Annotated in this window: 25 protein-coding genes; 15 read left to right on the top strand and 10 right to left on the bottom strand. The window is 59.9% G+C overall.

Annotation, left to right across the window (positions count from 1 at the left end):
- Positions 1 to 7 precede the first annotated feature (7 nt).
- From GVL50_RS08210 to GVL50_RS08220, 3 genes are all read left to right on the top strand, one after another.
- A complete protein-coding gene (locus tag GVL50_RS08210) occupies positions 8 to 889 on the top strand; it encodes an ABC transporter permease subunit (protein WP_163005261.1) in 882 nt (293 codons plus the stop codon).
- A complete protein-coding gene (locus GVL50_RS08215) occupies positions 886 to 1,758 on the top strand; it encodes an ABC transporter permease subunit (RefSeq protein WP_053121094.1) in 873 nt (290 codons plus the stop codon). Before GVL50_RS08210 ends, GVL50_RS08215 begins: the two co-directional genes overlap by 4 nt.
- A 320-nt stretch (positions 1,759 to 2,078) precedes the next feature.
- Positions 2,079 to 3,176: a polyamine ABC transporter substrate-binding protein gene (locus GVL50_RS08220; RefSeq protein WP_159812438.1), complete on the top strand. Its 1,098-nt coding sequence runs from the start codon at positions 2,079 to 2,081 to the stop codon at positions 3,174 to 3,176.
- Between the two features lie 245 nt (positions 3,177 to 3,421).
- On the opposite strand, the gene thpR is transcribed toward GVL50_RS08220, so the two are convergent.
- Entirely contained in the window at positions 3,422 to 3,943 is a 522-nt protein-coding gene (thpR, locus tag GVL50_RS08225) for an RNA 2',3'-cyclic phosphodiesterase (RefSeq protein ID WP_159812439.1), read from the bottom strand.
- A gap of 107 nt (positions 3,944 to 4,050) precedes the next feature.
- On the opposite strand from thpR, the gene GVL50_RS08230 reads away from it, so the two are divergent.
- Complete coding sequence (locus GVL50_RS08230; RefSeq protein ID WP_159812440.1) at positions 4,051 to 4,245, top strand: hypothetical protein; 195 nt, start codon at positions 4,051 to 4,053, stop codon at positions 4,243 to 4,245.
- A 108-nt stretch (positions 4,246 to 4,353) separates the two neighbouring features.
- On the opposite strand, the gene GVL50_RS08235 is transcribed toward GVL50_RS08230, so the two are convergent.
- Together GVL50_RS08235 and GVL50_RS08240 are read right to left on the bottom strand one after the other, a co-directional pair.
- Positions 4,354 to 4,707, bottom strand: coding sequence for a DUF1428 domain-containing protein (locus GVL50_RS08235; protein ID WP_053119325.1), 354 nt, complete (start codon positions 4,705 to 4,707; stop codon positions 4,354 to 4,356).
- A 2-nt stretch (positions 4,708 to 4,709) separates the two neighbouring features.
- On the bottom strand, positions 4,710 to 5,792 hold the full coding sequence (locus GVL50_RS08240; RefSeq protein WP_159812441.1) for a hypothetical protein: 1,083 nt from the start codon (positions 5,790 to 5,792) through the stop codon (positions 4,710 to 4,712).
- A 356-nt stretch (positions 5,793 to 6,148) separates the two neighbouring features.
- Between GVL50_RS08240 and GVL50_RS08245 the strand changes: the two genes are divergently transcribed.
- Positions 6,149 to 6,421: a hypothetical protein gene (locus tag GVL50_RS08245; RefSeq protein WP_159812442.1), complete on the top strand. Its 273-nt coding sequence runs from the start codon at positions 6,149 to 6,151 to the stop codon at positions 6,419 to 6,421.
- Between the two features lie 37 nt (positions 6,422 to 6,458).
- Here the strand turns inward: GVL50_RS08245 and GVL50_RS08250 are convergent, their stop codons facing one another.
- Positions 6,459 to 6,662, bottom strand: coding sequence for a hypothetical protein (locus tag GVL50_RS08250; protein ID WP_159812443.1), 204 nt, complete (start codon positions 6,660 to 6,662; stop codon positions 6,459 to 6,461).
- A gap of 382 nt (positions 6,663 to 7,044) precedes the next feature.
- Between GVL50_RS08250 and paoA the strand changes: the two genes are divergently transcribed.
- The 3 genes from paoA to paoC are packed head-to-tail and all read left to right on the top strand — an operon-like array spanning position 7,045 to position 10,813.
- Positions 7,045 to 7,668, top strand: coding sequence for an aldehyde dehydrogenase iron-sulfur subunit PaoA (gene paoA, locus GVL50_RS08255; protein ID WP_159812444.1), 624 nt, complete (start codon positions 7,045 to 7,047; stop codon positions 7,666 to 7,668).
- Entirely contained in the window at positions 7,665 to 8,618 is a 954-nt protein-coding gene (locus GVL50_RS08260; protein ID WP_159812445.1) for a xanthine dehydrogenase family protein subunit M, read from the top strand. The genes paoA and GVL50_RS08260 overlap by 4 nt, the downstream gene beginning before the upstream one ends.
- Entirely contained in the window at positions 8,615 to 10,813 is a 2,199-nt protein-coding gene (paoC, locus tag GVL50_RS08265) for an aldehyde oxidoreductase molybdenum-binding subunit PaoC (RefSeq protein WP_159812446.1), read from the top strand. The genes GVL50_RS08260 and paoC overlap by 4 nt, the downstream gene beginning before the upstream one ends.
- 198 nt (positions 10,814 to 11,011) lie before the next feature.
- Here the strand turns inward: paoC and GVL50_RS08270 are convergent, their stop codons facing one another.
- Positions 11,012 to 11,488, bottom strand: a complete 477-nt coding sequence (locus GVL50_RS08270) for a cupin domain-containing protein (protein WP_159812447.1) — start codon at positions 11,486 to 11,488, stop codon at positions 11,012 to 11,014.
- A 98-nt stretch (positions 11,489 to 11,586) separates the two neighbouring features.
- On the opposite strand from GVL50_RS08270, the gene GVL50_RS08275 reads away from it, so the two are divergent.
- Positions 11,587 to 12,480, top strand: coding sequence for a LysR family transcriptional regulator (locus GVL50_RS08275; RefSeq protein WP_159812448.1), 894 nt, complete (start codon positions 11,587 to 11,589; stop codon positions 12,478 to 12,480).
- A 145-nt stretch (positions 12,481 to 12,625) separates the two neighbouring features.
- Here GVL50_RS08275 and GVL50_RS08280 read toward each other — a convergent pair whose 3' ends face one another.
- A complete protein-coding gene (locus GVL50_RS08280) occupies positions 12,626 to 13,570 on the bottom strand; it encodes an aldo/keto reductase (RefSeq protein ID WP_178124165.1) in 945 nt (314 codons plus the stop codon).
- A gap of 112 nt (positions 13,571 to 13,682) precedes the next feature.
- Here GVL50_RS08280 and GVL50_RS08285 point away from each other — a divergent pair, with 112 nt between their 5' ends.
- Together GVL50_RS08285 and GVL50_RS08290 are read left to right on the top strand one after the other, a co-directional pair.
- A complete protein-coding gene (locus tag GVL50_RS08285) occupies positions 13,683 to 14,453 on the top strand; it encodes an alpha/beta hydrolase (RefSeq protein ID WP_159812449.1) in 771 nt (256 codons plus the stop codon).
- Positions 14,454 to 14,668: 215 nt separating this feature from the next.
- On the top strand, positions 14,669 to 15,532 hold the full coding sequence (locus GVL50_RS08290; protein ID WP_159812450.1) for a CAP domain-containing protein: 864 nt from the start codon (positions 14,669 to 14,671) through the stop codon (positions 15,530 to 15,532).
- A gap of 120 nt (positions 15,533 to 15,652) precedes the next feature.
- On the opposite strand, the gene GVL50_RS08295 is transcribed toward GVL50_RS08290, so the two are convergent.
- A complete protein-coding gene (locus GVL50_RS08295) occupies positions 15,653 to 16,285 on the bottom strand; it encodes a DUF5074 domain-containing protein (protein WP_159812451.1) in 633 nt (210 codons plus the stop codon).
- Between the two features lie 30 nt (positions 16,286 to 16,315).
- Entirely contained in the window at positions 16,316 to 17,527 is a 1,212-nt protein-coding gene (locus GVL50_RS08300) for a helix-turn-helix domain-containing protein (protein WP_159812452.1), read from the bottom strand.
- A gap of 691 nt (positions 17,528 to 18,218) precedes the next feature.
- Here GVL50_RS08300 and GVL50_RS08305 point away from each other — a divergent pair.
- Positions 18,219 to 18,647, top strand: a complete 429-nt coding sequence (locus GVL50_RS08305) for a nuclear transport factor 2 family protein (protein WP_159812453.1) — start codon at positions 18,219 to 18,221, stop codon at positions 18,645 to 18,647.
- A 223-nt stretch (positions 18,648 to 18,870) separates the two neighbouring features.
- On the opposite strand, the gene mqo is transcribed toward GVL50_RS08305, so the two are convergent.
- Positions 18,871 to 20,517, bottom strand: a complete 1,647-nt coding sequence (gene mqo / locus GVL50_RS08310; RefSeq protein ID WP_053119292.1) for a malate dehydrogenase (quinone) — start codon at positions 20,515 to 20,517, stop codon at positions 18,871 to 18,873.
- Positions 20,518 to 21,320: 803 nt separating this feature from the next.
- On the opposite strand from mqo, the gene sodC reads away from it, so the two are divergent.
- The 3 genes from sodC (at position 21,321) to GVL50_RS08325 (ending at position 22,782) form a co-directional block, all read left to right on the top strand.
- Positions 21,321 to 21,842, top strand: coding sequence for a superoxide dismutase family protein (gene sodC / locus GVL50_RS08315; protein ID WP_159812454.1), 522 nt, complete (start codon positions 21,321 to 21,323; stop codon positions 21,840 to 21,842).
- Positions 21,843 to 21,985: 143 nt separating this feature from the next.
- A complete protein-coding gene (locus tag GVL50_RS08320) occupies positions 21,986 to 22,300 on the top strand; it encodes a DUF2388 domain-containing protein (protein WP_053119287.1) in 315 nt (104 codons plus the stop codon).
- Between the two features lie 80 nt (positions 22,301 to 22,380).
- Entirely contained in the window at positions 22,381 to 22,782 is a 402-nt protein-coding gene (locus GVL50_RS08325; RefSeq protein WP_178124166.1) for a hypothetical protein, read from the top strand.
- Here the strand turns inward: GVL50_RS08325 and ligD are convergent, their stop codons facing one another.
- Positions 22,783 to 25,386 (bottom strand): DNA ligase D, encoded by a 2,604-nt coding sequence (gene ligD / locus GVL50_RS08330; RefSeq protein WP_159812456.1) that lies wholly within the window; start codon positions 25,384 to 25,386, stop codon positions 22,783 to 22,785.
- Positions 25,387 to 25,394: the final 8 nt, after the last annotated feature.

Below are 25,394 nucleotides of genomic sequence, written 5' to 3' on the forward strand. Positions count from 1 at the left end.
GCGCCTGGTGCCCAGCGGACGAAAACTGGTGATCGGTATTCCGTTCATCTGGCTGTTCCTGTTCTTCATGCTGCCGTTCTTTCTGGTGATGAAGATCAGCTTCTCGGAAGCCGCGCTGTCGATCCCGCCGTATTCGGAGATCTACACCTACGCCGAACAGAAATTCCAGCTGCTGCTGAACATCGGCAACTACACCATGCTCGGCGAAGACGAGCTGTACCTGTCGGCCTACCTCGGTTCGCTGAAAGTCGCCGCGCTGAGCACAATGATGTGCCTGCTGATCGGTTTCCCGATGGCCTACGCGATCACCAAGACCGGCAAGGAAACGCAAAACGTCCTGCTGCTGTTGATCATGATGCCAACCTGGACCGCGATCCTGATCCGCGTTTATGCGTGGATGGGCATCCTCAGCAACAACGGTCTGCTCAACGCGTTTCTGATGTGGACGGGGCTTACCGATCACCCGATCGAGATCCTCAACACCAACACCGCCGTCTATATAGGCGTGGTTTACGCCTACCTGCCGTTCATGGTGTTGCCGCTGTACGCCAACCTCGTCAAGCACGACGGCAGCCTGCTGGAAGCCGCGTCGGATCTGGGTTCGAGCAACTTCAACAACTTCTGGAAAATCACCGTGCCGCTGGCCAAGAACGGGATTATTGCCGGTTGCATGCTGGTGTTCATTCCGGTGGTCGGTGAGTTCGTGATTCCAGAACTGCTGGGTGGCCCGGAGACGCTGATGATCGGTCGCGTGCTGTGGCAAGAGTTCTTCAATAACCGCGACTGGCCGGTGGCATCTGCCCTGGCGGTGGTGATGCTGTTGATCCTGATTGTGCCGATTCTGCTGTTCAACCGCAGCCAGGCCAAAGAGATGGAGGCACGAGGATGAAACGCTTCGGTTTTTCCAAGTTCATGTTGATCTTCGGCCTGATGTTCATTTATCTGCCGATGCTGATTCTGGTGATCTACTCGTTCAACGCCTCGAAACTGGTGACGGTGTGGGGTGGCTGGTCGATCAAGTGGTACGTCGGCCTGCTCGACAACACGCAACTGATGGGCTCGGTGGTGCGCTCGCTGGAAATCGCCTGCTACACCGCGATTGCTGCGGTGGCATTGGGCACATTGGCGGCATTCGTGCTGACCCGTGTAACTCGCTTCAAGGGCCGTACTCTATTCGGTGGCCTGGTCACCGCGCCGTTGGTGATGCCTGAGGTGATTACCGGTCTGTCGCTGTTGCTGCTGTTTGTGGCCATGGCGCAGTTGATCGGCTGGCCGCAGGAGCGTGGCATCGTCACCATCTGGATCGCCCACACCACGTTTTGTGCCGCTTATGTGGCAGTGGTAGTCTCCGCCCGCCTTCGCGAGCTGGATCTGTCGATCGAAGAAGCGGCGATGGACCTCGGTGCGAAGCCGTTCAAGGTGTTTTTCCTGATCACCATTCCGATGATCGCGCCGTCGCTGGCGGCGGGCGGGATGATGTCGTTCGCCTTGTCGCTGGATGACCTGGTGTTGGCGAGCTTCGTGTCCGGGCCGGGTTCGACGACCTTGCCGATGGAAGTGTTCTCGGCCGTGCGTCTGGGCGTGAAACCTGAAATCAACGCAGTGGCGAGCCTGATTCTGCTGGCGGTGTCGTTGGTGACCTTCCTCGTCTGGTACTTCGGCCGCAAGGCAGAAGCCAACCGCAAGCGTGCGATTCAGGAAGCAATGGATCAGACCGCGAATGAGTCGTGGCAGCAGCCGGCAGCGGCGACTGCCTAAGCAACACCGATGAACAACTGTGGCGAGGGGATTTATCCCCGTTGGGCTGCGAAGCGGCCCCAGCAGTTCTACCTGAAAACTCTGTATTCAGGTTTTGCGACTGCTTCGCAGCCGAGCGGGGATAAATCCCCTCGCCACATAGTTCCATGTACAGCCGATAGCTTCTGTAGGAGCTGCGGAACGCTGCGATCTGTTGATCTTGAAAAACAAAATCAAAAGATCGCAGCGTGCCGCAGCTCCTACAAAAATGTAGTCAGCCCCTCGGTCAGTCGGATGAGGGGGCTTTACGTAATGTGAATAAAAAGAATGGAGTTGTACCGATGAAAATGTTTGGCAGGACTCTGCTGACACTGTCCTTAATGGGCGCAATCGTCATGGGCGCCCAGGCCAACGACAAGGTGCTGCGTGTTTACAACTGGTCCGATTACATCGCGCCGGACACCGTCAAGAAATTCGAAGACGAGACCGGCATCCGTGTGACCTATGACGTCTTCGACAGCAACGAGACCCTTGAGGCACGCTTGCTGGCGGGCAAATCCGGTTACGACATCGTCGTGCCGTCCAACAGTTTCCTGGCCAAACAGATCAAGGCTGGCGTCTATCAGACGCTGGACAAATCGAAGCTGCCGAACTGGAAGAATCTCAACCCGGTGCTGCTGAAGAACGCCGCCGCCAGTGATCCGGACAACGCTCATGCGTTCCCGTACATGTGGGGCTCGATCGGCATCGGTTTCAACCCGGCCAAGGTCAAGGAAGTGCTCGGCGCCAACGCCCCGACCAACTCCTGGGACTTGCTGTTCAAGCCTGAGAACGCCGAGAAGCTCAAGGCGTGCGGCATCAGCTTCCTCGATTCGCCGACCGAAATGCTCCCGGCCGCCCTGCACTACCTGGGCTACCCGGTGAACGACAAGGACACCGCGCACATCGCCGAAGCCGAAGCGTTGTTCATGAAAATCCGTCCGTATGTGGCGTATTTCCATTCTTCGAAATACATCTCCGATCTGGCCAACGGCAACATTTGCGTGGCGGTCGGTTACTCCGGTGACGTGCTGCAGGCCAAGGCCCGCGCGGTGGAATCGGGCAACAACGTGGTGATCGATTACAGCATTCCGAAGGAAGGCGCCGGCAGCTTCTACGACATGGTCGCCATCCCGCGCGATGCCAGCAACGTCGACAACGCCTACCTATTCATGAATTTCCTGATGCGCCCGGACATCATCGCCGAAGTCACCAACAGCATCGGCTACAGCAACGCCAACGCGGCGGCCACGCCACTGGTGGACGAAGCGATCCGCAACGACCCGGGCTCGTACCCGACAGACGCGGTGATGGCGACGTTGTACGCCGTGCCGGATCAACCGATTGCCACGCAGCGCATCATGACGCGCGGCTGGACCCGGGTGAAGCTCGGTAAATAACTGATACGCGCGATGGTCGTTCCCACGCTCCGCGTGGGAACGCAGCCCGGGACGCTCTGCGTCCCAAAGCGTGACGCGGAGCGTCACAAGAGGCATTCCCACGCAGAGCGTAGGAACGATCAGTGTAAAAATTTCCCGTTCGCGCAGCGCCTTACCACCGCTGCAACCTCTCTATGAACGGCCTCACCTGGCTCCCTCGGCTCAGGTGAATTCTCAGGCGCCTTCGGGCGCCTTTTTTTGTCCTCTCAAATCAGCGGCCAGTCTTGCAGCATGCGATAACGGCCCTTGTGCGATTCAAACAAGGCAAAGCGTTCAGCTCGCAAAAAGAACTCCGGTGGCATAGCGGATTCCGGCTCCGGCGCACGGTAATCACGGGCCAACGTCAGGTGCGGGCGAAACTCGCGGGGTGTCTCTTCAAAACCGAAAGGCAACATCGCCTGTTCCAACGCATAGACCAAGCGCAACAACGCCTGCGGTGCCTGCTCAGGTGCCAGCGACAATACGCCGGGGCGATGCCAGACCTGCAAGCGATCCAGCGAAATCCTCAACGCCTCCCCGGGCGTGCGCACTTTGCTGGCGGCTTCGCAAACTTGATTGATCTGCACCAACGGCACCGCTCCGAGAAACAACAACGTCAGATGAAAATTCTCCGCCGGCACCGGTTTGCCAGTGCGCAAACCCAACTCGCCGCGCCACTGAGCAATCGCCTTGCGCTGCACCGGCGGGCAGTCGAGGGCGAAAAACAGTCGCTTCGCTTCATCGGTCATGGCCCTGCTCCCCTGTTCATCGTAATTCGCCGGATTCTACACAGCCTGAACTGACGACTCGCGACAGGCAGCTATAGTTCAAGGATTGCCATCAACCGGAGGCCGCCATGCGCGAGATCCTCAGCAAAGAGCCATGGTGGGCCCGACCGCCGAATCCCGGGCAGGATGAAAAGGAACTGGAATGGGGCTGGCTGGTGCATTACAGCGAGGGTGAACCGCGCTTCGAATTTGTCCGCGAACGGCCAAGCGATGATGAAATTCGCCAGCGCAAAAGCTGCCGAATCACCCCCTCACCCGAGTGACGATATCCCTGTAGGAGCTGCGGCACGCTGCGATCTTTTGATCTTGTTTTTAAAATCAAAATCAAAATATCGCAGCGTGCCGCAGCGCCTACAGGGGATGGTGTGGGGTCAAGGTTCAAGGAGGTATTGGAAGCCGCCGTAGATCATGCGCTGCCCATCAAACGGCATCGGGTTGACATCGGGTTGCATGCGCGGGTCTTCCATCATTTTTGCCATGCCCGCGTCGCGGGTGGCTTTGTCCGGCCAGATCAGCCAGCCAGACACCACGGTTTCGCCTTCTTTGAGTTTCACCGCCATCGGGAACGACGTGAGCTTGCCGTCCGGCACGTCATCGCCCCAGCATTCAGCCACGCTGAGCGCACCGTATTCCTTGAACAGTTTTGCCGCGATCACGCAGTGTTGTTTGTACTGTTCACGATTGGCAGTCGGCACAGGCGCCACGAAAATATCAATGTAAGCCATGATCATTCTCCTTGTACGTTGGGTTCGATCTGCTGAGTAGTCGAATCCGGCGGCTGCCATTCGACACGGTTCACGCCCAAGCCGACCGACGGTTCCTCCCGCGCACCCAGATTGCGTTCGACCTGACCGGCCATGTGCAGCGTGCCGGCCATAACGCCGGTCGTCGGGTTCTGCACCAGTTTCAGCCAGGCCTTATCAAAGGTGCTGCCGAGACTGTTGCGGATCAACGCTTCGCTGTCGGGGCGGTCGTTGGCCTGAATGATCGCGCGGATCCCCGCGACACCCACCGAAATCAGCCCACCGGCCAATTTACCGGCGGCGGCTGCCACGGCGCTGGCAGCTCCGCGCGGGGCCATCTCCGCTTCCATGCGCTGGCTCGCGCGTTTGGCCACCGGCGCCATGCCGGCGTCAGTCGAAGCAATCCCCTTGGCGCCGCCGTCGGTATGGATCTTGTCGATGAGCGCGGCATACGCCGGCAGCGTGTTCAGCGGTTCGCTGCTGATGACTTGATACAACGAAGCATCGCGCGCTGGCGGAGGGCCGAGCGCGATCGCCGGAATCTTCTGCAACCGCCCATTGAGCTGAGCAACCGGCACGCCATGACGCTGGGCGATGAGCGGCATCTGCTGGGCCATCAACTGCGCATAGAACGCCGTGGCCTGACCGAGAATCGCGTCCGGGTCGACCTCCACCGCCACCGGCGCCAGCACTTTTTTCTGATACTGCTCAAGCAGATACGTCGCCAGGCGTTTGGCGGAAGCGTCCTGTTCGCCACCGGCACTGACGGTGTACCAACTGACCTTCATCGATAGCCATTCCTGCGTCCAGTAGCTGCTGAACCACGGGATGAAAATTTCTTCAGTTTGCTCATAGACGCGAATGCGCCAATGTTCCATCGAACCGCGGGCAAACAGCTTGACCTGCTCGGTGGCCTGCTGGGAGGCGCTGAAGATCTCGCGGTCGATCTGCTGCCAGGTTGCAGGCGAGACGAACACGGCTTTAGGCGCTGACACCGGGGCACGGGCCGACGTGGCGCAGCCGGCCAGCAAAAACAGTGCGGCGACGAGCAGCGCACGCAAGTTCACGGTGGTGGAGTCCTTTGAACAGGAAGAGGCAGATTTGAGTATAGGTGCGGGGATGGGCCGTTGGCCCGCTCACCTGAAAACACCACTGATCCATTGTGGGAGCGGGCTTGCTCGCGAAGGCGGTGTATCAGCTACCTATCAATCGCCTGACCGGACGCCTTCGCGAGCAAGCTCGCTCCCACATTTGGAATGCAATCCCCTGTGGGAGCGAGCCTGCTCGCGAAGAAACCATCAGCAGCAACAAAAAACCGCAACCATCACTGCCATCGATATCCACCATCGCCACGATTGCCTTCCGCCCACCGCCCATCAAAGGCACGATTGCCACATCCGAGACGCAACGAGGAGTTCACATCATGATTCACACCATCACACTCTCCGTGAGTTTCCCGGTGTTCGGCAGCAACTACTACGACCAGAACTACGTGTCGCACAAGACGCAGGCGCTGGTGTTCAACGAAGCTTTCGAAGATCTGCTGATGCCCGCCGCGATCAATCATTTCAGCAATGAAGTGGTCGGCATCAATGATCAGTTCCGCTTTCTGAGCGACATTCTCGCCACCCATTTGCTGGACATCGAGGCCTCCGTGCCTACGCGATCCCGCGTCCAGGCGAGCGCTCACTTTTAACAACAAGGGCGTCCCATGGGACGCCCTTTTCATTCAATCAATCATCATCGCGATCACGGTAGTAGCGACGGCCGTCGCGGCGATCATCGCGATCGTCCCAGCGCCGGTCGTGGTCGTAATCACGGCCATGATCGCGGTCGTAGTGCTGGCCATGGCGATGGTCATCATCAAAATCCGCCACACAACCACCGAGCAAAACGGCGGCGGTCACGGTCAGCAATATCGTTGTAGCGCGCTTCATTCAACACTTCCCTAAAACCAAGGTCTTGACGACGGAATCGGCCACGCTGCCCTTGCCTTCAGGACACGGTGCGCGCAGCCGCAGATACGACCGGACAAAACCGTGTTGATTCAGTGGCCACTATCGACCGTTTGTCGTGCCGGCCTCTCCGCGAGCAAGCCCGCTCCCACATTTAAAATGCATTCCCCCTGTGGGAGCGGGCTTGCTCGCGAAGAGGCCCCTACAGCCCCGCAAAATCCGAATTGATCATCAGCGCAAATCCAACAAAACCTTTCCCTCCCCCCCGCGGTCACTCCTTAACGAGACCGGCGATCACGCTGGCTGCCCGTTTGGGCCATTCGCAACCCCGCTGCCCTGATTGAGAGAGACAAGGAATCGAACCATGACGATTTCCCGACGCAGATTTTTAATCCTCGGCGCCGTGACCGCGACAGCCTTCGCGATGCCCCCGTTTATTAGCCTCAAGGCCTATGCGGCCAACCTGGAGCAACCCGCCATGAGCAAAGTGACAATTCAAGTCAACGGCAAACCCCAGGCGCTGGAGGTCGACAACCGCACCACCCTGCTCGACGCCCTGCGCGAACACCTGCACCTGACCGGCAGCAAAAAAGGCTGCGACCACGGCCAGTGTGGCGCCTGCACGGTGATTGCCGATGGTCGGCGAATCAACTCGTGCCTGACCCTGGCGGTGATGCACGAAGGCAGTGAAATCACCACCATCGAAGGCCTTGGCATGCCCGACCAGTTGCACCCGATGCAAGCCGCGTTCATCAAGCACGACGGTTATCAGTGCGGCTATTGCACGCCCGGGCAAATCTGCTCGGCAGTGTCAGTTATCAAAGAAATCCGCGATGGCATTCCCAGCCATGTCAGCCCCAGCCTGACGGATTCCCCGCAACTGATCGCCAGTGAATTTCAGGAGCGCATGAGCGGCAACATCTGCCGCTGCGGTGCTTACTCAAACATCATCGAAGCCATGACTGAAGTCGCGGAGGTGCCGGCATGAGACCGTTCAATTACAGCCGCGCCGACTCCCCCGCTGCCGCTGCGCAAGCGGCGCAGATTGAAGGCGCCAAGTTCATTGCCGGCGGCACCAATCTGCTGGACTTGATGAAGCTCGACATCGAAACCCCGCTGCACCTGATCGACGTCAATCACTTGGGGCTGGATCAGATCGAAGCCACGCCCGAGGGTGGTTTGCGCATCGGCGCGCTGGTGCGTAATACCGATCTGGCCGCCGACCAACGCGTGCGCAAGGATTACGGATTACTCTCCCGCGCCTTGCTCGCCGGCGCGTCCGGCCAGTTGCGCAACATGGCAACCACCGCCGGCAACTTGCTGCAACGCACACGCTGCCCGTACTTCTACGACACCAATCAGGCATGCAACAAACGCCAGCCCGGCAGTGGTTGCGCAGCGATTGGCGGGGTCAGTCGGCAACTGGGGATCATCGGTGTCAGCGACGCTTGCATCGCCACGCACCCGAGCGATATGGCCATCGCCATGCGCGCCCTCGATGCACAGATCGAAACGGTGAAACCCGACGGCAGCACCCGCAGCATCGCCATGGCCGATTTTCATCAGTTGCCCGGCAACACGCCGAACATTGAAACCAGCCTCACGCCCGGCGAATTCATCACCGCCGTGACCCTGCCTGCCCCCGTCGGCGGCACGCACATTTATCACAAGGTGCGTGATCGCTCGTCGTACGCATTTGCGCTGGTTTCGGTCGGCCTGATTCTGCAAAAGGATGGCAGCGGCCGTATCGCCGTCGGCGGGATCGCGCCGAAACCGTGGCGCGTCGAAGCCGCCGAAGCGCTGCTGCCCGACGGCGCAAAAGCTATCAGCGCACGCCTGCTCGATGGCGCGACGCCGACCCACGATAACCAATTCAAACTGACCCTGGTCGAGCGCACGCTCGGTTCGGTGTTGGCGCAAGCGAGGGAACAAGCATGAAATTCGACACGCCCGCCACCACCAACCCGATCGACCAGTTAAAGGTCATCGGCAAACCCACCGACCGCATCGAAGGCCCGCTGAAAACCAGCGGTCAGGCGCCGTACGCCTACGAGCAACACGAGGCAGTGGCCAATCAGGCTTACGGCTTCATGGTCGGCTCAGCCATTGCCAAGGGCCGGATCAACAACATCGACCTTGAAGACGCGAAAGCCGCGCCGGGCGTGCTGGCAATCGTCACTGCCGCCAACGCGGGCAAGCTCGGCAAGGGCAAATACAACGCCGCGCACCTGCTCGCCGGGCCGGAAATTCAACACTATCACCAGGCTGTCGCCTTGGTCGTTGCGGAGACTTTCGAACAGGCGCGCGCCGCCGCGCAAATGGTCAAGGTTGATTACGTGGCGGCCACTGGCGAGTTCGATCTGGCCAGCGTGCGCGACAAAGGCGTCGAGCCGAAAGAAGAGTTGCCAGACGTCAGCCACGGTGATTTCGCCAAGGCGTTCGAAGCCGCGCCGGTGCAGTTCGATCAGACCTACACGACGCCGGATCAGTCACACGCGATGATGGAGCCGCACGCCACATTGGCCGCGTGGAAAGGCGATGAGCTGACGCTGTGGACGTCCAATCAGATGATCGCCTGGAGCGTCGACGATATCGCCACCACCCTCGGTTTGCCGAAGGAAAAAGTCCGCCTGATTTCGCCGTACATTGGCGGCGGATTCGGCGGCAAACTGTTCATCCGCGCCGACTCCATCCTCGCTGCACTCGGCGCACGGATGGCTGGCAGACCGGTAAAAGTCGCCCTCGCCCGCCCGCAAATGGCCAACAACACCACCCACCGCCCCGCCACTATTCAGCGCATTCGCATGGGTGCGACGGCGGACGGCAAACTCACGGCAATCGCCCACGAAGGCTGGTCGGGCAACCTGGAGGATGGCAAAGTCGAGGTCGCGGCGCAGCCGAGTCAATTGCTCTACGCCGCTGAAAATCGGCTGGTCACGATGCGCCTCGCGCCGCTTGATCTACCCGAAGGCAATTCCATGCGCGCGCCCGGCGAAACGCCCGGGCTGATGGTGTTGGAAATCGCCATGGACGAAATGGCCGAGCAATTGAAACTTGATCCAATCCAGTTCCGCATCCTCAACGACACTCAGGTCGATCCGGTGAAAACCGAGCGGCCGTTTTCCCAGCGCCGCTTGATCGAATGTCTGCAAACCGGCGCCGACAAGTTCGGCTGGAGCCAGCGCAATGCTCAGCCGGGCACCCGCCGCGAAGGTCGCTGGCTGATCGGCATGGGCGTGGCGGCAGCGATCCGTAACAACCTGCTGGTCAAATCGGGCGCGCGGGTGAAGCTGGAACGCGACGGCAAAGTCACCGTGGAAACCGACATGACCGACATCGGCACCGGCAGCTACACGATCATCGCGCAGACAGCCGCCGAGATGATGGGCGTGGGTTTGAAGGACGTGACGGTGCACCTGGGCGATTCGAGCTTCCCGGTTTCGTCGGGTTCTGGCGGCCAATTCGGCGCCAACTGCTCGACCGCCGGGGTGTATGCCGCGTGCATGAAACTGCGCGAGGCCGTGGCGGGCAAGCTCGGGTTGGCGGCGGATCAGGCTGAGTTTGTCGACGGTGAAGTGCGCGTCGGCGACAAGCGAGTGCCGCTGCGTAATGCTGCGCAAAACGGCGTGTTGGTGGCCGAGGACAGCATCGAATTTGCCGACCTTGCCAAGCAATATCAGCAGTCGACGTTTGGTGCGCATTTCGTTGAGGTGGCTGTGGACGCGGCGACTGGCGAAATCCGCGTGCGGCGCATGCTCGCGGTGTGTGCGGCGGGACGGATTCTTAACCCGAAAGCGGCGCGCAGTCAGGTGATCGGCGCGATGACCATGGGCGTCGGTGCGGCGTTGATGGAAGAACTGTCAATCGACAGGAAGCTTGGTTTTTTTGTTAACCATGATCTGGCGGGATATGAAGTGCCGGTGCATGCCGACATTCCGCATCAGGAGGTGATTTTTCTTGATGAAACCGATCCGATTTCTTCGCCGATGAAGGCGAAAGGTGTCGGTGAGTTGGGGATTTGCGGAGTGAGCGCGGCGGTGGCGAATGCGATCTATAACGCCACGGGCGCGCGGGTGCGGGAGTATCCGATTACGCTGGATAAAATTCTGTCGTCGTTGCCGGAGATGATTTAAACGCCTGAAAGAGCCCCTCACCCTAGCCCTCTCCCAAAGGGAGAGGGGACTGATTGGGGGATATTGGCGAAATGCATCGACTTGAACGTACTGCTTTAAATCCATAATCGATGGGGTTTTTCAGGTCGATGCAACTCGCGAGACACCTCGGTCGGCCCCCTCTCCCCCCGGGAGAGGGCTGGGGTGAGGGGAAAGACTCTACTCGGATCGCGGGTATTGCTCAGCGCTCACCTGCTCCATCCACTCCACCACCTTGCCATCAAGCACTTCAGCAATTGCGATATGCGTCATCGCCGTGGTTGGCGCCGCCCCGTGCCAATGTTTGGCACCCGGCGCAATCCATACGGTATCCCCCGGGCGAATCTCGCGTACCGGTTGCCCCCATTCCTGCACGAAACCCGCCCCGGCGGTGACGATCAATGTCTGCCCTAGTGGATGGGTGTGCCACGCCGTGCGCGCGCCCGGCTCGAACGTCACCGTAGCGCCGCTGACCCGCGCTTCATCTGACCCCTTGAACGGTGCATCAACACGCACAGTGCCGGTGAACCAATCCGCCGGGCCACGGGCCGAAGGTTGCGAGCCGTTCGGCGTAACGCTCACGCGAGGATTTTCATTGGCCTGCACTTCACCTGCCAACAGGGAAAGGGTCAGAGCGGAAGCAGCAATCGGGTTCATGGCAAGTTACTCCAGAGAATCAATGCCATCACTTTACCGACCCGCACTCTTCAGATAATCGACTAGAATTCGAAAAAACTTATGCGAGACACTCATCAATGCTTCGGGAAAACGCCACCGACCTGCTCGCCTTTCTCGCCGTGGCCCGCGAACGCAGCTTCACCAAAGCTGCCGCCAAACTCGGCGTCTCGCAATCGGCGCTGAGCCACACCATTCGCGCCCTCGAAGCGCGCCTTGGCCTGCGCCTGTTGACGCGCACCACGCGCAGCGTCTCTCCCACCGAGGCTGGCGAGCACCTGCTGCAAACCATCGGCCCGCGTTTCGAAGAGATCGAAGTGGAACTGGCGTCCCTGAGCAACTTGCGCGAAACCCCGGCGGGCAAAATCCGCATCAACGCCACTGACCATTCGCTGGACTGGCTGCTGCGCCCGGTACTCAAGGAGTTCCTGCCGAAATATCCCGACATCGCTGTCGAAGTCAGCTGTGATTATGGTTTCGTCGACATCGCCGGCCAGGGCTTCGACGCCGGCATTCGGTTGGGCGAAGACGTTGCGCAAGGCATGATCGCCACGCGCATCGGCCCGGACATGCGCATGGCGGTGGTCGGCTCGCCCGCGTATTTCGCCCGCTGCCCCGCCCCGCAAACCCCACGCGACCTGACCGACCACGCCTGCAACAACCTGCGCCTGCCCACCAACGGCGGGCTCTATAGCTGGGAGTTCGAGAAGGATGGCGAAAGCCTGAAAGTGCGGGTATCCGGGCAGATCACGTTGAACGGCGTCTACCCGTTACTTGATGCGGCGCTGGATGGTTTCGGTTTGAGCTACATCCCGGAGAACATCGTCGCCCCGTATCTGGCCGATGGTCGCTTGCAGCAAGTGCTTGAGGATTGGTGCCCGACCTTCGCCGGGTATCACCTCTACTACCCGAGCCGGCGTCAGGCGGCACCGGCGTTTGCGTTGTTGCTGGAGGCGTTGCGCTATCGCCCCTGACCCCAACCGCCAACCTGTTTTCCGTAGGAGCAGAGCTTGCTCGCGAAGAGGCCATATCAGTCGATATTTTCGCTGACTGATACACCGCTTTCGCGAGCAAGCTCGGCTCCTGCAAGATTCGTCGCAAACTGGATATCTCCAAGGACTAACCTACCAACGCAATCAACTGATGCCGCTGCGCATCGGTGAGCATCGGCCCGAATCCGGCCCTGACGTTGTCGGCCATATAACGCGGATTGCTCGTCCCCGGAATCACACAGGTCACCGCCGGATGCGCCAGCAGAAACTTCAGCGCCAGTTGCGGCCAGCTGTTGACCTGGACGTCCGACACCCACGCCGGCAAAGGTTTGCCCTTGAGCCGGCCCAGCAAAGCACCGCCACCAAACGGCCGATTGCAGATCACCGCCACACCGCGCTCGCGGCACAGTGGCAGGATGCGTTTCTCCACACCTCGATCATCGAGGGCGTAGTTGATTTGCAGAAAATCCAGTTGCTCATTCTTCAGCACCGCTTCGACTTCATCGTAAGCCGAGGACGTGTAATGAGTGATGCCGATGTAGCGGATGCGCCCCTGTTCTTTCCATTCGCGCAGGGTCGGCAGGTGGGTTTGCCAGTCGAGCAGGTTGTGGATCTGCATCAGGTCGATGCGTTCGGTGCGCAGCAGGCTGAACGACTGCTCCATCTGCGCGATGCCCTCCTCGCGCCCGCGTATCCACACCTTGGTCGCCAGAAACGCCGGCGAGCGGGGTTCATGGATCGACAGCAATTCGCCGGTGGTCTGCTCGGCGCGACCATACATGGGTGAGCTGTCGATCACCGTGCCACCCTTGGTGAACAGCTCATCGAGCACCGCCGGCAGCTGCCGATAAGCCGGGTCGCCCGGCGCCACATCGAAACCGCGATACGTGCCCAGACCGACCAGGGGCAATGACTCGGAGCTGGAGGGGATGGCGCGGGTCTGCATGGTTTGGCCTCGGATAGTCGCGGGTGGCGCGGCAGTGGCCAACGCCCGATCAAAAGTGAAGACTGCCGAAACCCCGGCAGCCAGCGTGAGCAATCGGCGACGGGAGTAACCCTCAGTGTGGCTCATGCTGGTTCCCCTGCTGCGTGAATCTGTTGCATGTTGTGTGCGCAGACCGTCTGGCGAAATCGCTGGACTACACTGCGACTGCCGACTTCCTTACCCCGTTAAAAGTAGCCGAATGTCCCGAACCCTGATGTTACTCGTCGCATTGATCGTCGCTGTGTACCTGGTGCTGTGCGCGGCGCTGTTCGTTTTTCAGCGCTCGCTGATCTATTTTCCGCAGGCCGGCACGGTGGAGTCGGCGGAGTCACGGCTGAAATTATCGATGCCGGATGCCGACGTCTGGGTGACCACCCGCGAGCGTGTCGGGCAACGGGCGCTGATCTATTTCGGCGGCAATGCCGAGGATGTCTCGCACAATCTGCCGGAGTTCGCCGCGGCGTTCCCGGATTACGCGCTGTACTTTCTGCACTATCGAGGGTTTGGCGGCAGCGGCGGCAAGCCTTCCGAGGAGGCAATTGCCGAGGATGCGCTGGCGCTGTTTGATCAGGTGTACGCCAGCCATCCGCAGGTGGCGGTGATCGGGCGCAGTCTGGGTTCGGGCGTCGCGGTGCGTCTGGCCAGTCAACGGCCGGTGCAGAATTTGATTCTGGTGACGCCGTACAACAGCCTCGAAGAAGTCGCCGTGAAGCAATATCCGTGGGTGCCGGTGAAGTGGTTGCTCAAGGATCGTTATGAATCAGGCAAATACGCGGCGCATATTCGCGTGCCGACGTTGTTGCTGGCGGCGAGTGATGACGAGGTGATTGCGCGGGACAGTACCGAGCGGTTGTTAGGGAATTTCCACAAGGGGGTGGCGGTGCTTAAGGTGGTGCCGGATTCGGGGCATAACTCGATTTCCGAGCGGGGGGAGTATTTGCGGTGGATGGGGGATGTGTTGAATCGCTGATATTTGTGTTGGCGGGTCTGGCCTCTTCGCGAGCAAGCCCGCTCCCACATTTTGTCCGGTGTACACCAAACCAGTGTGGGAGCGGGCTTGCTCGCGAAGGGGCCGGCCAAACCACATCAATACCCCAGAAAAAAACCACACCTGCCACCCTGAACCAAGTCCAAAAAGCCCAGTCCTACACGCGCCGCTTTTTCCTCTCCTGAGCCGTCCACTCCATGCGCCACACCGCCCGCCCACTTCGTCTGGTTTCGCTGTGCCTGCTGCTTTCGCCTTTGTTTGCTCAATCCGCCCACGCCGGCGCCGAACGCCAACTGGTCGCGGCCATCAACGACTACCGCGCCCACCCGCAACGCTGCGACCGACGCCCCGCGCAGCGCCTGGCTCCGCTGGCGTTGAAAGAAAATCTCGCGCTGCCCATCGGCTATGGCTACGGCGGCGGCATGCGCGAGGCGCTGAAATCGTCCGGATATGCAGCGGTGACGGTACGCAGCATCCGCATCGTCGGTGCAGAGGATGCCGACGAAGCCTTCGACCGGCTGCAAAGCAACTACTGCGGCGCATTGCTCGACAGTCAGTACGCCGACATCGGCATCAGCCGTTCGCGCAGTGAATGGCAGGTGGTGCTGGCGCGGCCGGTGCTCGACAACCGTGTCGGCGATAACCGCAGCGTCGGCAAAGCGCTGCTCGCCGAGGTCAATGCCGCTCGCGCCCGGCCACGGATGTGTGGGCGTCAACGCTTCGCTGCCGCCCGACCGCTGAGCTGGAACGCTGCGCTGGGCGCGGCCGCACAAGGGCACAGTAAGGCCATGGCTTATGGCAATTATTTTGCGCATCGTGATCCGGACGGTGATTTGCCGGCAGATCGCGCTAGAGCGGCGGGTTACCGTGGCCGGCAAATTGGTGAAAACATTGCCGCCGGGCAGAGTTCGCCGGGCAAGGCGATGGCCGGGTGGCTGGCCAGTCCGGGGCATTGCGCCAATTTGATGAACCCGATGTTTACCCAGGTGGGAGCGGGTTTTGCCAGCGAGGCGCGTAGTGATGAAGGGGTTTACTGGACGATGCTGTTTGGTGCACCGTGATTTTGCGTTGACTCGACGGGCCTCTTCGCGAGCAAGCCCGCTCCCACAATGGTTCGGCGTACACCGGCCAAAATGTGGGAGCGGGCTTGCTCGCGAAAGGGCAGATCAGCCACCCTCAATTTATTTGGGCCGACGCACCGCCCGCACCCGCCCGCTATTCCCGCCACCACAATAGAACCGATCCTTGCCATCCGCCTCCAGCCCCGACACGCCAGTCCCGTCGGGCATCGTCAGGCTTTCCAGTACCTCACCGTTACCCGGATCGATCCGCCGCAGTTCGCTCTCCTCGCCTTCCCAGGTGCCATGCCACAGCGCACCATCAACCCACGTCACGCCGGTGACAAAGCGGTTCGACTCCAGCGTGCGCAAAATCTCGCCGGTTTCCGGGTTGATCTGATGGATTTTACGGTCGCGATACTGACCAACCCATAACGAACCCTCGGCCCAGGCCATGCCGGAATCGTTGCCACCACCGGGCGCGGCGATGCTGTTGAGGATGCGCCCGGTGGCCGGGTCGATCTTATGGATATGGCGGTCGGCGATCTGGAACAAATGCTTGCCATCGAACGCGGTGCCGCCATCAGCGCCGACCTTGAGCGTGCGCACGGTTTCGCCGCTGGCCGGATCCAGCGCATTGAGCTGACCGTCGCTGGCGAACCAGACTTGCTGACCGCCGAAGGTCACGCCGTGGATGCCGTCGATCCCTTCGAACGGGCCGTATTCGCGAAGAATTTCTGCGTTTGCGTGTTTCATGGGGGCTTCCTCGTGTTGGTTGAGACCAGCCTAGCCATTGCCCAGCGACACCGGGAGTAACAAGATCGTCGCGAAACCCGGCACCGGCGGCGTCATCCAGCGTCGTGATCGGCCCAGACCGAAGGACTGGATTTTGTTTTCCGAGGCCAGTGTCTCGAGCGCTCGTTGCACTTGGCGTTGACTGCTGCCCAATGCGAGTGCCAGTGCTGAGCTCGACCACGCTTCGCCATCCGCGAGCAAGGCCAGCAGCGCCGCATGTTTGTCCTCGACCGGTAACGTCAGCAGCGCCACCTCTTCCGCCACCAACGTAAACCCGCGAGGCGTGGCGCGGATGTTCGCCAGCGGTTGCAGCGCTGAGCGCAAGCGGCCGATTTCAACGCGTAGCCGCGCCCGGTGCGATTCGTCGCTGAGTTGCAAACGGAAAGCCTTGGCAATCAGCGCCTCTCGCGAGACATCGCCCGGCCAGGCTTCGGCCAGCAGTCTGGCGAGCCTGAATAAAATCGGTCGGCTGGCCAGCCCAACCGTCATGCCGGCGCCGCGCACGCTGTAGCGGCAGGCATCGATGACCAGCGCTTTTGAAGCGAACAGGGTTTCTACTTCTGCGAGTTTCAGCGGCTGCTCTTTTCCGCTGATGATCAATCTGGCAACCGGCGCCTCAAGGATTTGCGCGGCGTGCTCGACTTCAACGCTCAACGCCTCAATGCCAGCCTCCCGCGCCGCGTGTTGCGCGCGAACCAGTGCCGCCTGCGCCCTGTGCGCCTGAACCCTGCGCAAGGCGATGCCCGCCGCCACCAGTTCATGGGCGGCACGCAAGGCTGGCGGAAGTGGTGCAGGATCCTGTTCAGCTAGCAAATGATCAGCGTCATCCAGCTCACCGATCAACAACAATCGACGAATCTGCAAGTAACGCGCATGCGCCGCGTTGAGCCGGTCGCCGTGATCCTCCAGCAACCGACGCGCCGCTTCCAGCGCCTCCATCGGCCAGCCCAGATCGCGCGCCGCCAGCGCCACTTCGGCCTCGGCAACAAGACAACGCGCCCGCGACAGCGGCTCATTGCGACCGAACGCCTTCACCGCCCGCTGCAACAACGCCTTGGCACGCGGCAGATCGCCCAACTGCGCCATGGCAATACCGCGCAACGCCAGCGCCGGCGGGTCTTCGCGCAGGGCGACGAAATTCAGTGCCGCCAACGGATCCCCCGCCGCAAGCGCACGGCTGGCGGCGGTGATCAGTGAGTCCATGGTGAATGACGCATGGCGGACGTTCCCCGAAAAGTTAAGGACGACGCCGAACCTGTGGCGAGGGAGCTTGCTCCCGCTGGGGTGCGAGCGGCCCCCCGCTCTTCAGTTCAAAACAGGGCCTGCTGCGCAGTCCAGCGGGAGCAAGCTCCCTCGCCACAATGGATCGGGGCTCAGCCCTAAATAAAATTGGAGCTTCAGGGGAGTCTAATACCGGTCACTTGAGCTGTTCGGTTTTCTTCAAAAGTTCTAACAACCCCTTAGGGTTTGTTGCTGGATCGGGTCGTGAAAACTGTTCACGACGCGTTTCAAACCGGAGAAATCGTTGCGAGCACGCCGATCAGAATGGTCAATGTCAGAAATCCACCCAGGAAAATCGCCATCTTGAACATAGAGCTCTCCTCAATGCAGGGTTTGCGGTGCAATGGACGCTTCGGAATGAAGGACTGCCGTGAGTGACCGCACTGCCGGGGTATTTTGAGCCGGTGACTGAACCGGTTACAGAGGCAGATAGAATCGAAAAAAGCGTATCAGATGACATCTGATCTGTAGGAGCTGCCGAAGGCTGCGATCTTTTGATCTGGATCCTTGAACATCAAGATCAAAAGATCGCAGCCTCGTTTCACTCGACAGCTCCTACAGGCTAGAGTGACTGCGGTCGTGCAAAAACAATAAAAAACTCTGGGGTAAATCCATGTCCGAACTGAACCTGCAGCCCAACGTTGCCGAATCGCTGAACCGCTGGCACGAGATGATCCGCACCGGCAACTTGAGCGCCCTGCCCGAGTTGCTTGACGCCAAAGCCGTATTCCGCTCACCGATGGCGCACACGCCCTACCCGGGCGCGCCGGTGGTGTCGATGATCCTCAATACGGTGTTCGAGGTGTTTCAAGACTTTGAATATCACCGTGAGCTGGCGACGGCGGATGGTTTGAATGTGATTCTGGAGTTCAGCGCCAAGGTCGGGACGAAGGAACTGAAAGGCATCGACATGATTCGCTTTGATGAGCAGGGCAAGATCGTCGAGTTTGAAGTGATGGTGCGGCCGTTGAGTGGGTTGCAGGCGTTGGGCGAAGAGATGGGGCGGCGGCTTGGCGCTTATCTGGCCTCCGCGAAACCCTGACATCTGAACACCTGAACACCTGAACACCTCAACACCTCAACACCGAAACAATTCTGTAGGAGCTGCCGAAGGCTGCGATCTTTTGATTCTAAAACAAGATCAAAAGATCGCAGCCTTCGGCAGCTCCTACAGGAAATACTAGGGAATACAGAGGGATATCGAGGGATAAAAAAAGCCCACTGACCGTCGCCGGTACAGTGGGCTTTGTGTGTCAGGGGTCTAATTACAGAGCCATGTCACGTGCAGCGTTTTCCTTCGGGGCTTCAGCTTTTTCAGCCGCAGGTGCAGCCGGAGCAGCAGCCTGACCGATCACTGGAGGCGTCGGCAGTTCGAGGATCTTGGCGGTGTAAGCCCACTCTTCGGCCACTTTCGCTGGATCGCTGTTCAGCTGAGTGCCGTAGCTCGGCACGATCTGGTGCAGCTTGGTTTGCCACTCTGGGCTAGCCACTTTGTCTTTGAAGACTTTCTGCAACACGCTCAGCATGATCGGTGCAGCGGTCGACGCGCCTGGCGATGCGCCCAGCAGGCCGGCGATGGAGCCGTCTTGTGCAGCAACGATTTCGGTACCCAGTTTCAGCACGCCGCCAGCGGCTTCATCACGCTTGATGATTTGCACGCGTTGGCCGGCTTGCCACAGGCGCCAGTCTTCGGCTTTGGCGTTCGGGAAGTATTCCTTCAGCGCGTTCAGACGGTCTTCATCCGACAGCATCAGTTGGCCAGCGAGGTACTCGACCAGCGGGTATTCCTTGATGCCGACCTTGGTCATAGGCCAGATGTTGTGGGTGGTGGTGCTGGTCAGCAGGTCCAGGTACGAGCCTTCTTTGAGGAACTTGGTGCTGAAGGTCGCGAATGGGCCAAACAGGATAACGCGCTTGCCGTCCAGAACACGGGTGTCCAGGTGTGGAACCGACATCGGTGGCGCGCCAACCGAAGCTTTACCGTAGGCCTTGGCCAGGTGCTGTTCAGCGATGGTCGGGTTATCGGTCACCAGGAACGAGCCGCCTACCGGGAAGCCAGCGTATTCCTTGGCTTCAGGAATGCCCGACTTCTGCAGCAGGTGCAGTGCACCGCCGCCAGCGCCGATGAACACGAACTTGGCGTCGGTTTCGGTTTTGCTGCCGTCTTTCAGGTTTTTGTAGCTGACGCGCCAAGTGCCATCGGCATTCTTGGTGATGTCCTGGACTTCGCTCGACAGTTTCAGATCGAAGTTAGGCTTGGTTTGCAGGTGGGCAGCGAACTGGCGGGTGATTTCGCCGAAGTTCATGTCGGTACCCAGCGGGCTCCAGGTGGCCGCGATTTTCTGGTTCGGGTCACGCCCTTCCATCATCAGCGGAACCCACTTCTTGATCACAGCTGGGTCTTCGGAGTACTGCATGCCGGCGAACAGCGGGCTCGCTTGCAGGGCTTCGTAGCGCTTTTTGAGGAACTTGATGTTGTCATCACCCCACACGAAGCTCATGTGCGGCGTGGTGTTGATGAACGAGCGAGGGTTCTTCAGAACGCCTTGCTGAACCTGCCAGGCCCAGAACTGACGGGACACCTGGAACGCTTCGTTGATCTCGACAGCTTTCGGGATCGTCACGTTGCCTTTGTCATCTTCCGGGGTGTAGTTCAGCTCAGCCAGAGCCGAGTGACCGGTACCGGCGTTGTTCCAGCCGTTGGAGCTTTCGAGGGCGACGCCGTCGAGGCGCTCGACCATTTCCATCGACCAGCTTGGCTCCAGCTCATTGATCCACACACCCAGGGTGGTGCTCATGATGCCGCCGCCGATCAACAGCACGTCGACTTTCTTTGCTTCTTCAGCATTGGCGGACGACATCCCCATCGCCAAAGCCAGCCCCAGCAGAGCTGTGTTCACTTTCTTAAACATCCGTAGCACCTATGATAAAACGCCTTCCGCCCGTCGCTGTTATCAGCATGCGATCCGCTTTGGTGACGCTCAGGCTGGCGTCGCAGATTCCGGCACACTGCAATTTTGACGGGTGGGCACACAAGGCCGACGTACCGCATCGACCTCAGTTAATGTCCCTTCTGAACTGGTTTCTTATCATTATTGGCATCAGCTACTTGAGCGACAGGGATTCCGTCAGCCCACCCGAGGGCAAGCAGACTGAATTAGGTCAAAACAAGTTGGCGCGAAGAATATCACGTCAGGACAAACCCGCGCGTCTGTTCCCGACTTGATAGTCCTTTTGCATTCAGGGGCTTATCGGCTGGAGGGGGTTGAACATGAATCTTGGGGCGGGCATTTAAGTATTGGGGTGACTGGACGGGCCTCTTCGCGAGCAAGCTCTGCTCCCAAAGGTTTCTGCGGTGTAAATGCAATATATGTAACACCATCATTCCCCATGTGGGAGCGGGCTTGCTCGCGAAGGCCTTCAGCAGATGGCAACAATCAGCAACACTAAACGCAGTTTGATCGACACCGTGGGTTTCTCCTTGGGGGACGCCGGTAAAGGCCTGTCAGTCCTAGAGTTAAGCCTATTTGCGCTGGTCTGCTGCGCCAGAGCGTGTCGGCAGATGTCTGCGCGCAGGGCAACGGCGATAAAACTTTCAGTTTGAGCGGCAAGTCTCATTTTTCAACGCACGCGGACAAGGCCTTCATCGCCGGTTAATGCCGGCAGGCTATTGAGTCCGTCGTTCTGAAAACTCATGCAGCACAAGGAAACGCTTATGAAACGCGCACTGTGGTTAGGCCTGCTCGGCACCTTCGCAATCGGCACTGCTCAGGCAGCGACGGAAAAAGTCGCGATCAATCTGGTCAGCGCCGACGGTGCACCGCAGGCGATCGGCTCGATTACCGTCAGTGAGACGCCGTATGGCCTGTTGTTTACTCCTGATCTGAAATCCCTGCCGGCCGGCGTGCACGGTTTTCACGTGCATGAAAACGGCAGTTGCGAGCCGGGCATGAAGGACGGCGTCAAAGGCGCGGCGCTGGCAGCTGGCGGGCACTTCGATCCGCAGAAAACCGGCAAGCACCTCGGCCCATACGCTGACGGCCATCTCGGTGACCTGCCGGCGGTGTACGTGACCGCTGACGGTATCGCCAATTACCCGGTGCTGGCGCCGCGCCTGAAGAAAATCTCCGAGATCAAGGGCCACGCGCTGATGATTCACGCCGGTGGCGACAACCATTCCGACATGCCAAAACCCCTGGGTGGTGGCGGTGATCGTATGGCCTGTGGCGTGATTTGATAGAACTCGCGTCAAGACCGGGCACCCGCCATGGCGTGCCCGCGTCTGCAGAATTAACGCCTCACGGAACTCCCGCCCTCCGCGCACCTCTCACATTATGCAGTCCTTCCCTTTTTGCTTAGCGCTTGTGGAGGAACCCCGTCATGCGTAAGTTATTGCTCGTTTCTTCTTTACTCTTATGCCTGCCCGTCGGCTCCGCTATGGCCAAGGTCGATGCGGGGGATGTGGCCACTTCGGCCGGCGTTTCCGCTTCGCTGTATTCGACCTTCAAGGATCACAAAATGGTGATTCCGGCGCGTGACGACTTGTCTGCCTTTGTCGCCAGCGGCGGAGCCATTCGCGGGGTTTATCTTGAGTCGGTGTTGCAACAGGTTCGTCAGGAAAATCCCGGCATCAACGCCAGCGATGAAGACCTCGCCAATGCCATTCTGGTGCATTACGAAGGCCTGAATCAGTAACCGGCAAAGAGCAAGCAGCCGATGGATGGCCGCTGACGGCGCATAGGCAAAACTGTCCGACGGCCTCTATGATGGAGGCCATGACAAAGACTGCGCCTTTGCGCTCCCCCTGCCCACCCGGCGCCTGCGATTGCGGGCGCGGCCCGTTGCTGGACACACCCGGTGCGGACTTGCGCATCCTGCGCCTGACCCGCGAGGAAGAAAAAGTTCTGCTCGCGCGCCTCGAAAAACTGAAAAACCTCGACGACCTCCGGCACCTGCAAAAACGCATGTTCGAGCAGTTGGGCATTCGCGTCGACGTCTCACCGGGTTTTCACGAAGTGCGCACCATGCTCGGCATCGAGATCGAAATCGACGCGCTGCCGGGCCTGTGCCGCAAAACGCGCAAGTCGATTCCAACGGCGATTCGACGGGGCCTGAACAACAACCCCGAAATCGCTTTTGAATTGCTTAACGCCCACGACTTGCTGCGCGACAGCTGATCACTTTTTCATGCCGACTCGTTTGCGCATCTCAGCGGTGATGCTCTGCCGGGTTTTCTTCATATCTGCCCACGGCTCATCGCCAACCTCGGCCAACCGTTCGTGGACGTTATGCACGTTCCATTGATTGCCGCCCTTGATCTCGCCGACCTCTTCACGAAACAGCGGTACCGACACCGGTAGCCCTTCGCGCGTACGCGCCGAGTAAGTGCAGATGGTGGTGGCGCCGAGGCCGTTGCGCAGGTAGTCGATGAAGATCCGCCCGACACGGTTTTTCGGCCCGGACACCGCCGAAAAACGATCCGGCAACAGCTTGGCCATATGGCTGACGATCGCGTGGCTGAAATCCTTCACCTCATCCCAGCCAAGCTTGCGCGTGATCGGCACCACCAAGTGAATACCCTTGCCGCCACTGGTTTTCAGAAACGCTTTCAAGCCCAGTTCATCGAGCACGGTCAAGGTCAGCGCGGTGGCTTCGACCATGCTCTTCCACGGCAGCGCCGGATCAGGGTCGAGGTCGAGCACGAAGCGATCGGGTTTATCCAGATCCACTGTGGTTGCGTTCCAGGTGTGTAACTCGACGGTGCTCATCTGCACCGCGCCGATCAGCGCTTCGGCATTGTTGATCAGCATCACCGGTTGGCCGGTGACGTCTTTGTCCAGCGTGCTGATGCCGGGAATCGCCAAACGCTCGGCGTTCTTCTGAAAGAACAGTTCACCCGCAATGCCATCCGGCGCACGCACCAGCGCCACCGGGCGATCCTTGAGTTGCGGCAAAATCCATTCGGCGACGCTCGCGTAGTACTCGGCCAGTTGCATTTTGGTCGTGCCGCTGACCGCGTCGATCACCCGATCAGGGTGAGTGATGCGAACCTTGCCGTTGGCCAGACCGAGTTGCGACGGCGCAGTCTCAGCCTTTTCCGCGGGCACTTTTTTCGCCGGTTTTTTTGCAGGGCTTTTCGCTGCGGATTTCGTCTCTGAAGTCTTCACCGGTTTCGCTCGCTCCTCAGTGATGTCCTTGGCCGGTTTGTCATCGCGCAAACCATGGAACACGGCGTGGCGCACCGAGCCGTCCTTAGTCATTTCAGCGAAGGCAATTTCGGCCAACAATTTCGGCTTGAGCCAGTGCACGCCTTTGGCCTCGAAACCGCTCGGCGGATTGACCACGGCAGCCTTCTTCACCTGCAACGGTTTCAGCTGCGCCAGAATGCTTTTCAGCGTCGCTTCGTTGAAGCCCGTGCCAACCTTGCCGGCGTAGCGCAATTCGCCGCTGTCGCGATCATGCAGACCGAGCAGCAAGGCACCGAAGGCACTGCGCGAACCTTTCGGATCGGTGTAGCCGACGACGACAAATTCCTGCCGATGCTTGCACTTCAGTTTGATCCAGTCGCCGCTGCGTCGCGACACGTAAGGCGAGCCGAGGCGTTTGCCGATCAGGCCTTCCATCTGCATCTGACAAGCGCTGTTGAGCAACGCATCCGGGGTTTCGTCGAAGGCTTCCGAATAGCGCAGCAGCGGATTTTTCTGCGCGCCGAGGATGGTCGCCAGCGCGGCTCGACGCTCTTCAACCGGCACCTCACGCAAGTCGACGCCGTTGAGATACGGCAGATCAAACAGGTAGTAGAGAATGTTGCCACTGCGCCCAGCCTCGAAAGCATTTTGCAGCGCCTGAAAATCCGGCACGCCATGTTCGTTGGCGACGACCATTTCGCCGTCCAGCCAAGCCGATTCCAGACCCAGCGCGGCCAAGGCTTCGGCCTGTTGCGGCAACTTGTGCGTCCAATCGTGGCCGTTGCGGGTGAACAGTTGCACCTGGTCGTGATCGATCCGCGCCATGATCCGGTAGCCATCGAATTTGATTTCGTAGCTCCACTGCCCTTCAGGCGCACTGTCGACCAGCGTGGCCAATTCGGGTTTGAGCTGCGCCGGCAGCTTGGCTTTGTGCGCGCCCGTCAGCGTGCCGGTGGCTTTTTTGCGCGAATTGGCGGCGGGTTTCTTCACCGGTCTGCTTTGTTCGGCGGCGAGTTTCGGTTTGTCGACGAGGGTGCGTTCGCTCAACACGCTGTCCGGCTCAGCGACTAGCACGTCGTAATCATCTTGCGGCCGCGCCGCACCGTCCTGATGCTTGATAAGGAACCACTGCTCCTTTTTCCCCGGCATGTGCGTGCGCACCAGATTCCAGATCCCGCCGAGTTTCTCGCCTTGCAGTTCGAATTTGAGCTTGCCTTTGGCGTAGGCCTGTTGCGGATCCTCCTGCGGAATCCACACGCCGCGATCCCAGACAATCACATCCCCCGCGCCGTAATGCCCTTCGGGAATGCTGCCCTCGAAGGTCGCGTAATCCAGCGGATGATCCTCGACGTGCACTGCCAGGCGCTTGACCTTGGGATCCAGCGACGGCCCCTTCGGCACTGCCCAACTCTTCAGCGCGCCGTCGAGTTCCAGGCGAAAGTCATAATGCAGGTGCGAAGCGTCGTGCTTCTGGATGCAGAACTGCAAGGCGTGCTCGGCGGCGGTTTTGCGGCCCGAGCGTTTGACTGCCGCCGGCTCCGAGGTTGCCGAGAAATCGCGCATGCGGTTGTAGTCGTCGAGGTTCCTGTTCATCGTGCACC

It is taken from the genome of Pseudomonas sp. 18058 (assembly GCF_902706155.1).
Lineage (GTDB): Bacteria > Pseudomonadota > Gammaproteobacteria > Pseudomonadales > Pseudomonadaceae > Aquipseudomonas > Aquipseudomonas rustica.

Bases quoted from the DNA above. Each gene is read 5' to 3' on its own strand.
- GVL50_RS08215 (WP_053121094.1), top strand. From the start codon at position 886: ATGAAACGCTTCGGTTTTTCCAAGTTCATGTTGATCTTCGGCCTGATG.
- GVL50_RS08305 (WP_159812453.1), top strand. From the start codon at position 18,219: ATGTCCGAACTGAACCTGCAGCCCAACGTTGCCGAATCGCTGAACCGC.
- GVL50_RS08270 (WP_159812447.1), bottom strand. From the start codon at position 11,488: ATGAACCCGATTGCTGCTTCCGCTCTGACCCTTTCCCTGTTGGCAGGT.
- paoC (WP_159812446.1), top strand. From the start codon at position 8,615: ATGAAATTCGACACGCCCGCCACCACCAACCCGATCGACCAGTTAAAG.
- GVL50_RS08235 (WP_053119325.1), bottom strand. From the start codon at position 4,707: ATGGCTTACATTGATATTTTCGTGGCGCCTGTGCCGACTGCCAATCGT.
- ligD (WP_159812456.1), bottom strand. From the start codon at position 25,386: ATGAACAGGAACCTCGACGACTACAACCGCATGCGCGATTTCTCGGCA.
- GVL50_RS08275 (WP_159812448.1), top strand. From the start codon at position 11,587: ATGCTTCGGGAAAACGCCACCGACCTGCTCGCCTTTCTCGCCGTGGCC.
- GVL50_RS08325 (WP_178124166.1), top strand. From the start codon at position 22,381: ATGACAAAGACTGCGCCTTTGCGCTCCCCCTGCCCACCCGGCGCCTGC.
- GVL50_RS08250 (WP_159812443.1), bottom strand. From the start codon at position 6,662: ATGAAGCGCGCTACAACGATATTGCTGACCGTGACCGCCGCCGTTTTG.
- mqo (WP_053119292.1), bottom strand. From the start codon at position 20,517: ATGTTTAAGAAAGTGAACACAGCTCTGCTGGGGCTGGCTTTGGCGATG.
- thpR (WP_159812439.1), bottom strand. From the start codon at position 3,943: ATGACCGATGAAGCGAAGCGACTGTTTTTCGCCCTCGACTGCCCGCCG.
- GVL50_RS08245 (WP_159812442.1), top strand. From the start codon at position 6,149: ATGATTCACACCATCACACTCTCCGTGAGTTTCCCGGTGTTCGGCAGC.
- GVL50_RS08285 (WP_159812449.1), top strand. From the start codon at position 13,683: ATGTCCCGAACCCTGATGTTACTCGTCGCATTGATCGTCGCTGTGTAC.
- GVL50_RS08290 (WP_159812450.1), top strand. From the start codon at position 14,669: ATGCGCCACACCGCCCGCCCACTTCGTCTGGTTTCGCTGTGCCTGCTG.
- GVL50_RS08300 (WP_159812452.1), bottom strand. From the start codon at position 17,527: ATGGACTCACTGATCACCGCCGCCAGCCGTGCGCTTGCGGCGGGGGAT.
- paoA (WP_159812444.1), top strand. From the start codon at position 7,045: ATGACGATTTCCCGACGCAGATTTTTAATCCTCGGCGCCGTGACCGCG.
- GVL50_RS08220 (WP_159812438.1), top strand. From the start codon at position 2,079: ATGAAAATGTTTGGCAGGACTCTGCTGACACTGTCCTTAATGGGCGCA.
- GVL50_RS08230 (WP_159812440.1), top strand. From the start codon at position 4,051: ATGCGCGAGATCCTCAGCAAAGAGCCATGGTGGGCCCGACCGCCGAAT.
- GVL50_RS08260 (WP_159812445.1), top strand. From the start codon at position 7,665: ATGAGACCGTTCAATTACAGCCGCGCCGACTCCCCCGCTGCCGCTGCG.
- GVL50_RS08295 (WP_159812451.1), bottom strand. From the start codon at position 16,285: ATGAAACACGCAAACGCAGAAATTCTTCGCGAATACGGCCCGTTCGAA.
- GVL50_RS08320 (WP_053119287.1), top strand. From the start codon at position 21,986: ATGCGTAAGTTATTGCTCGTTTCTTCTTTACTCTTATGCCTGCCCGTC.
- GVL50_RS08280 (WP_178124165.1), bottom strand. From the start codon at position 13,570: ATGAGCCACACTGAGGGTTACTCCCGTCGCCGATTGCTCACGCTGGCT.
- sodC (WP_159812454.1), top strand. From the start codon at position 21,321: ATGAAACGCGCACTGTGGTTAGGCCTGCTCGGCACCTTCGCAATCGGC.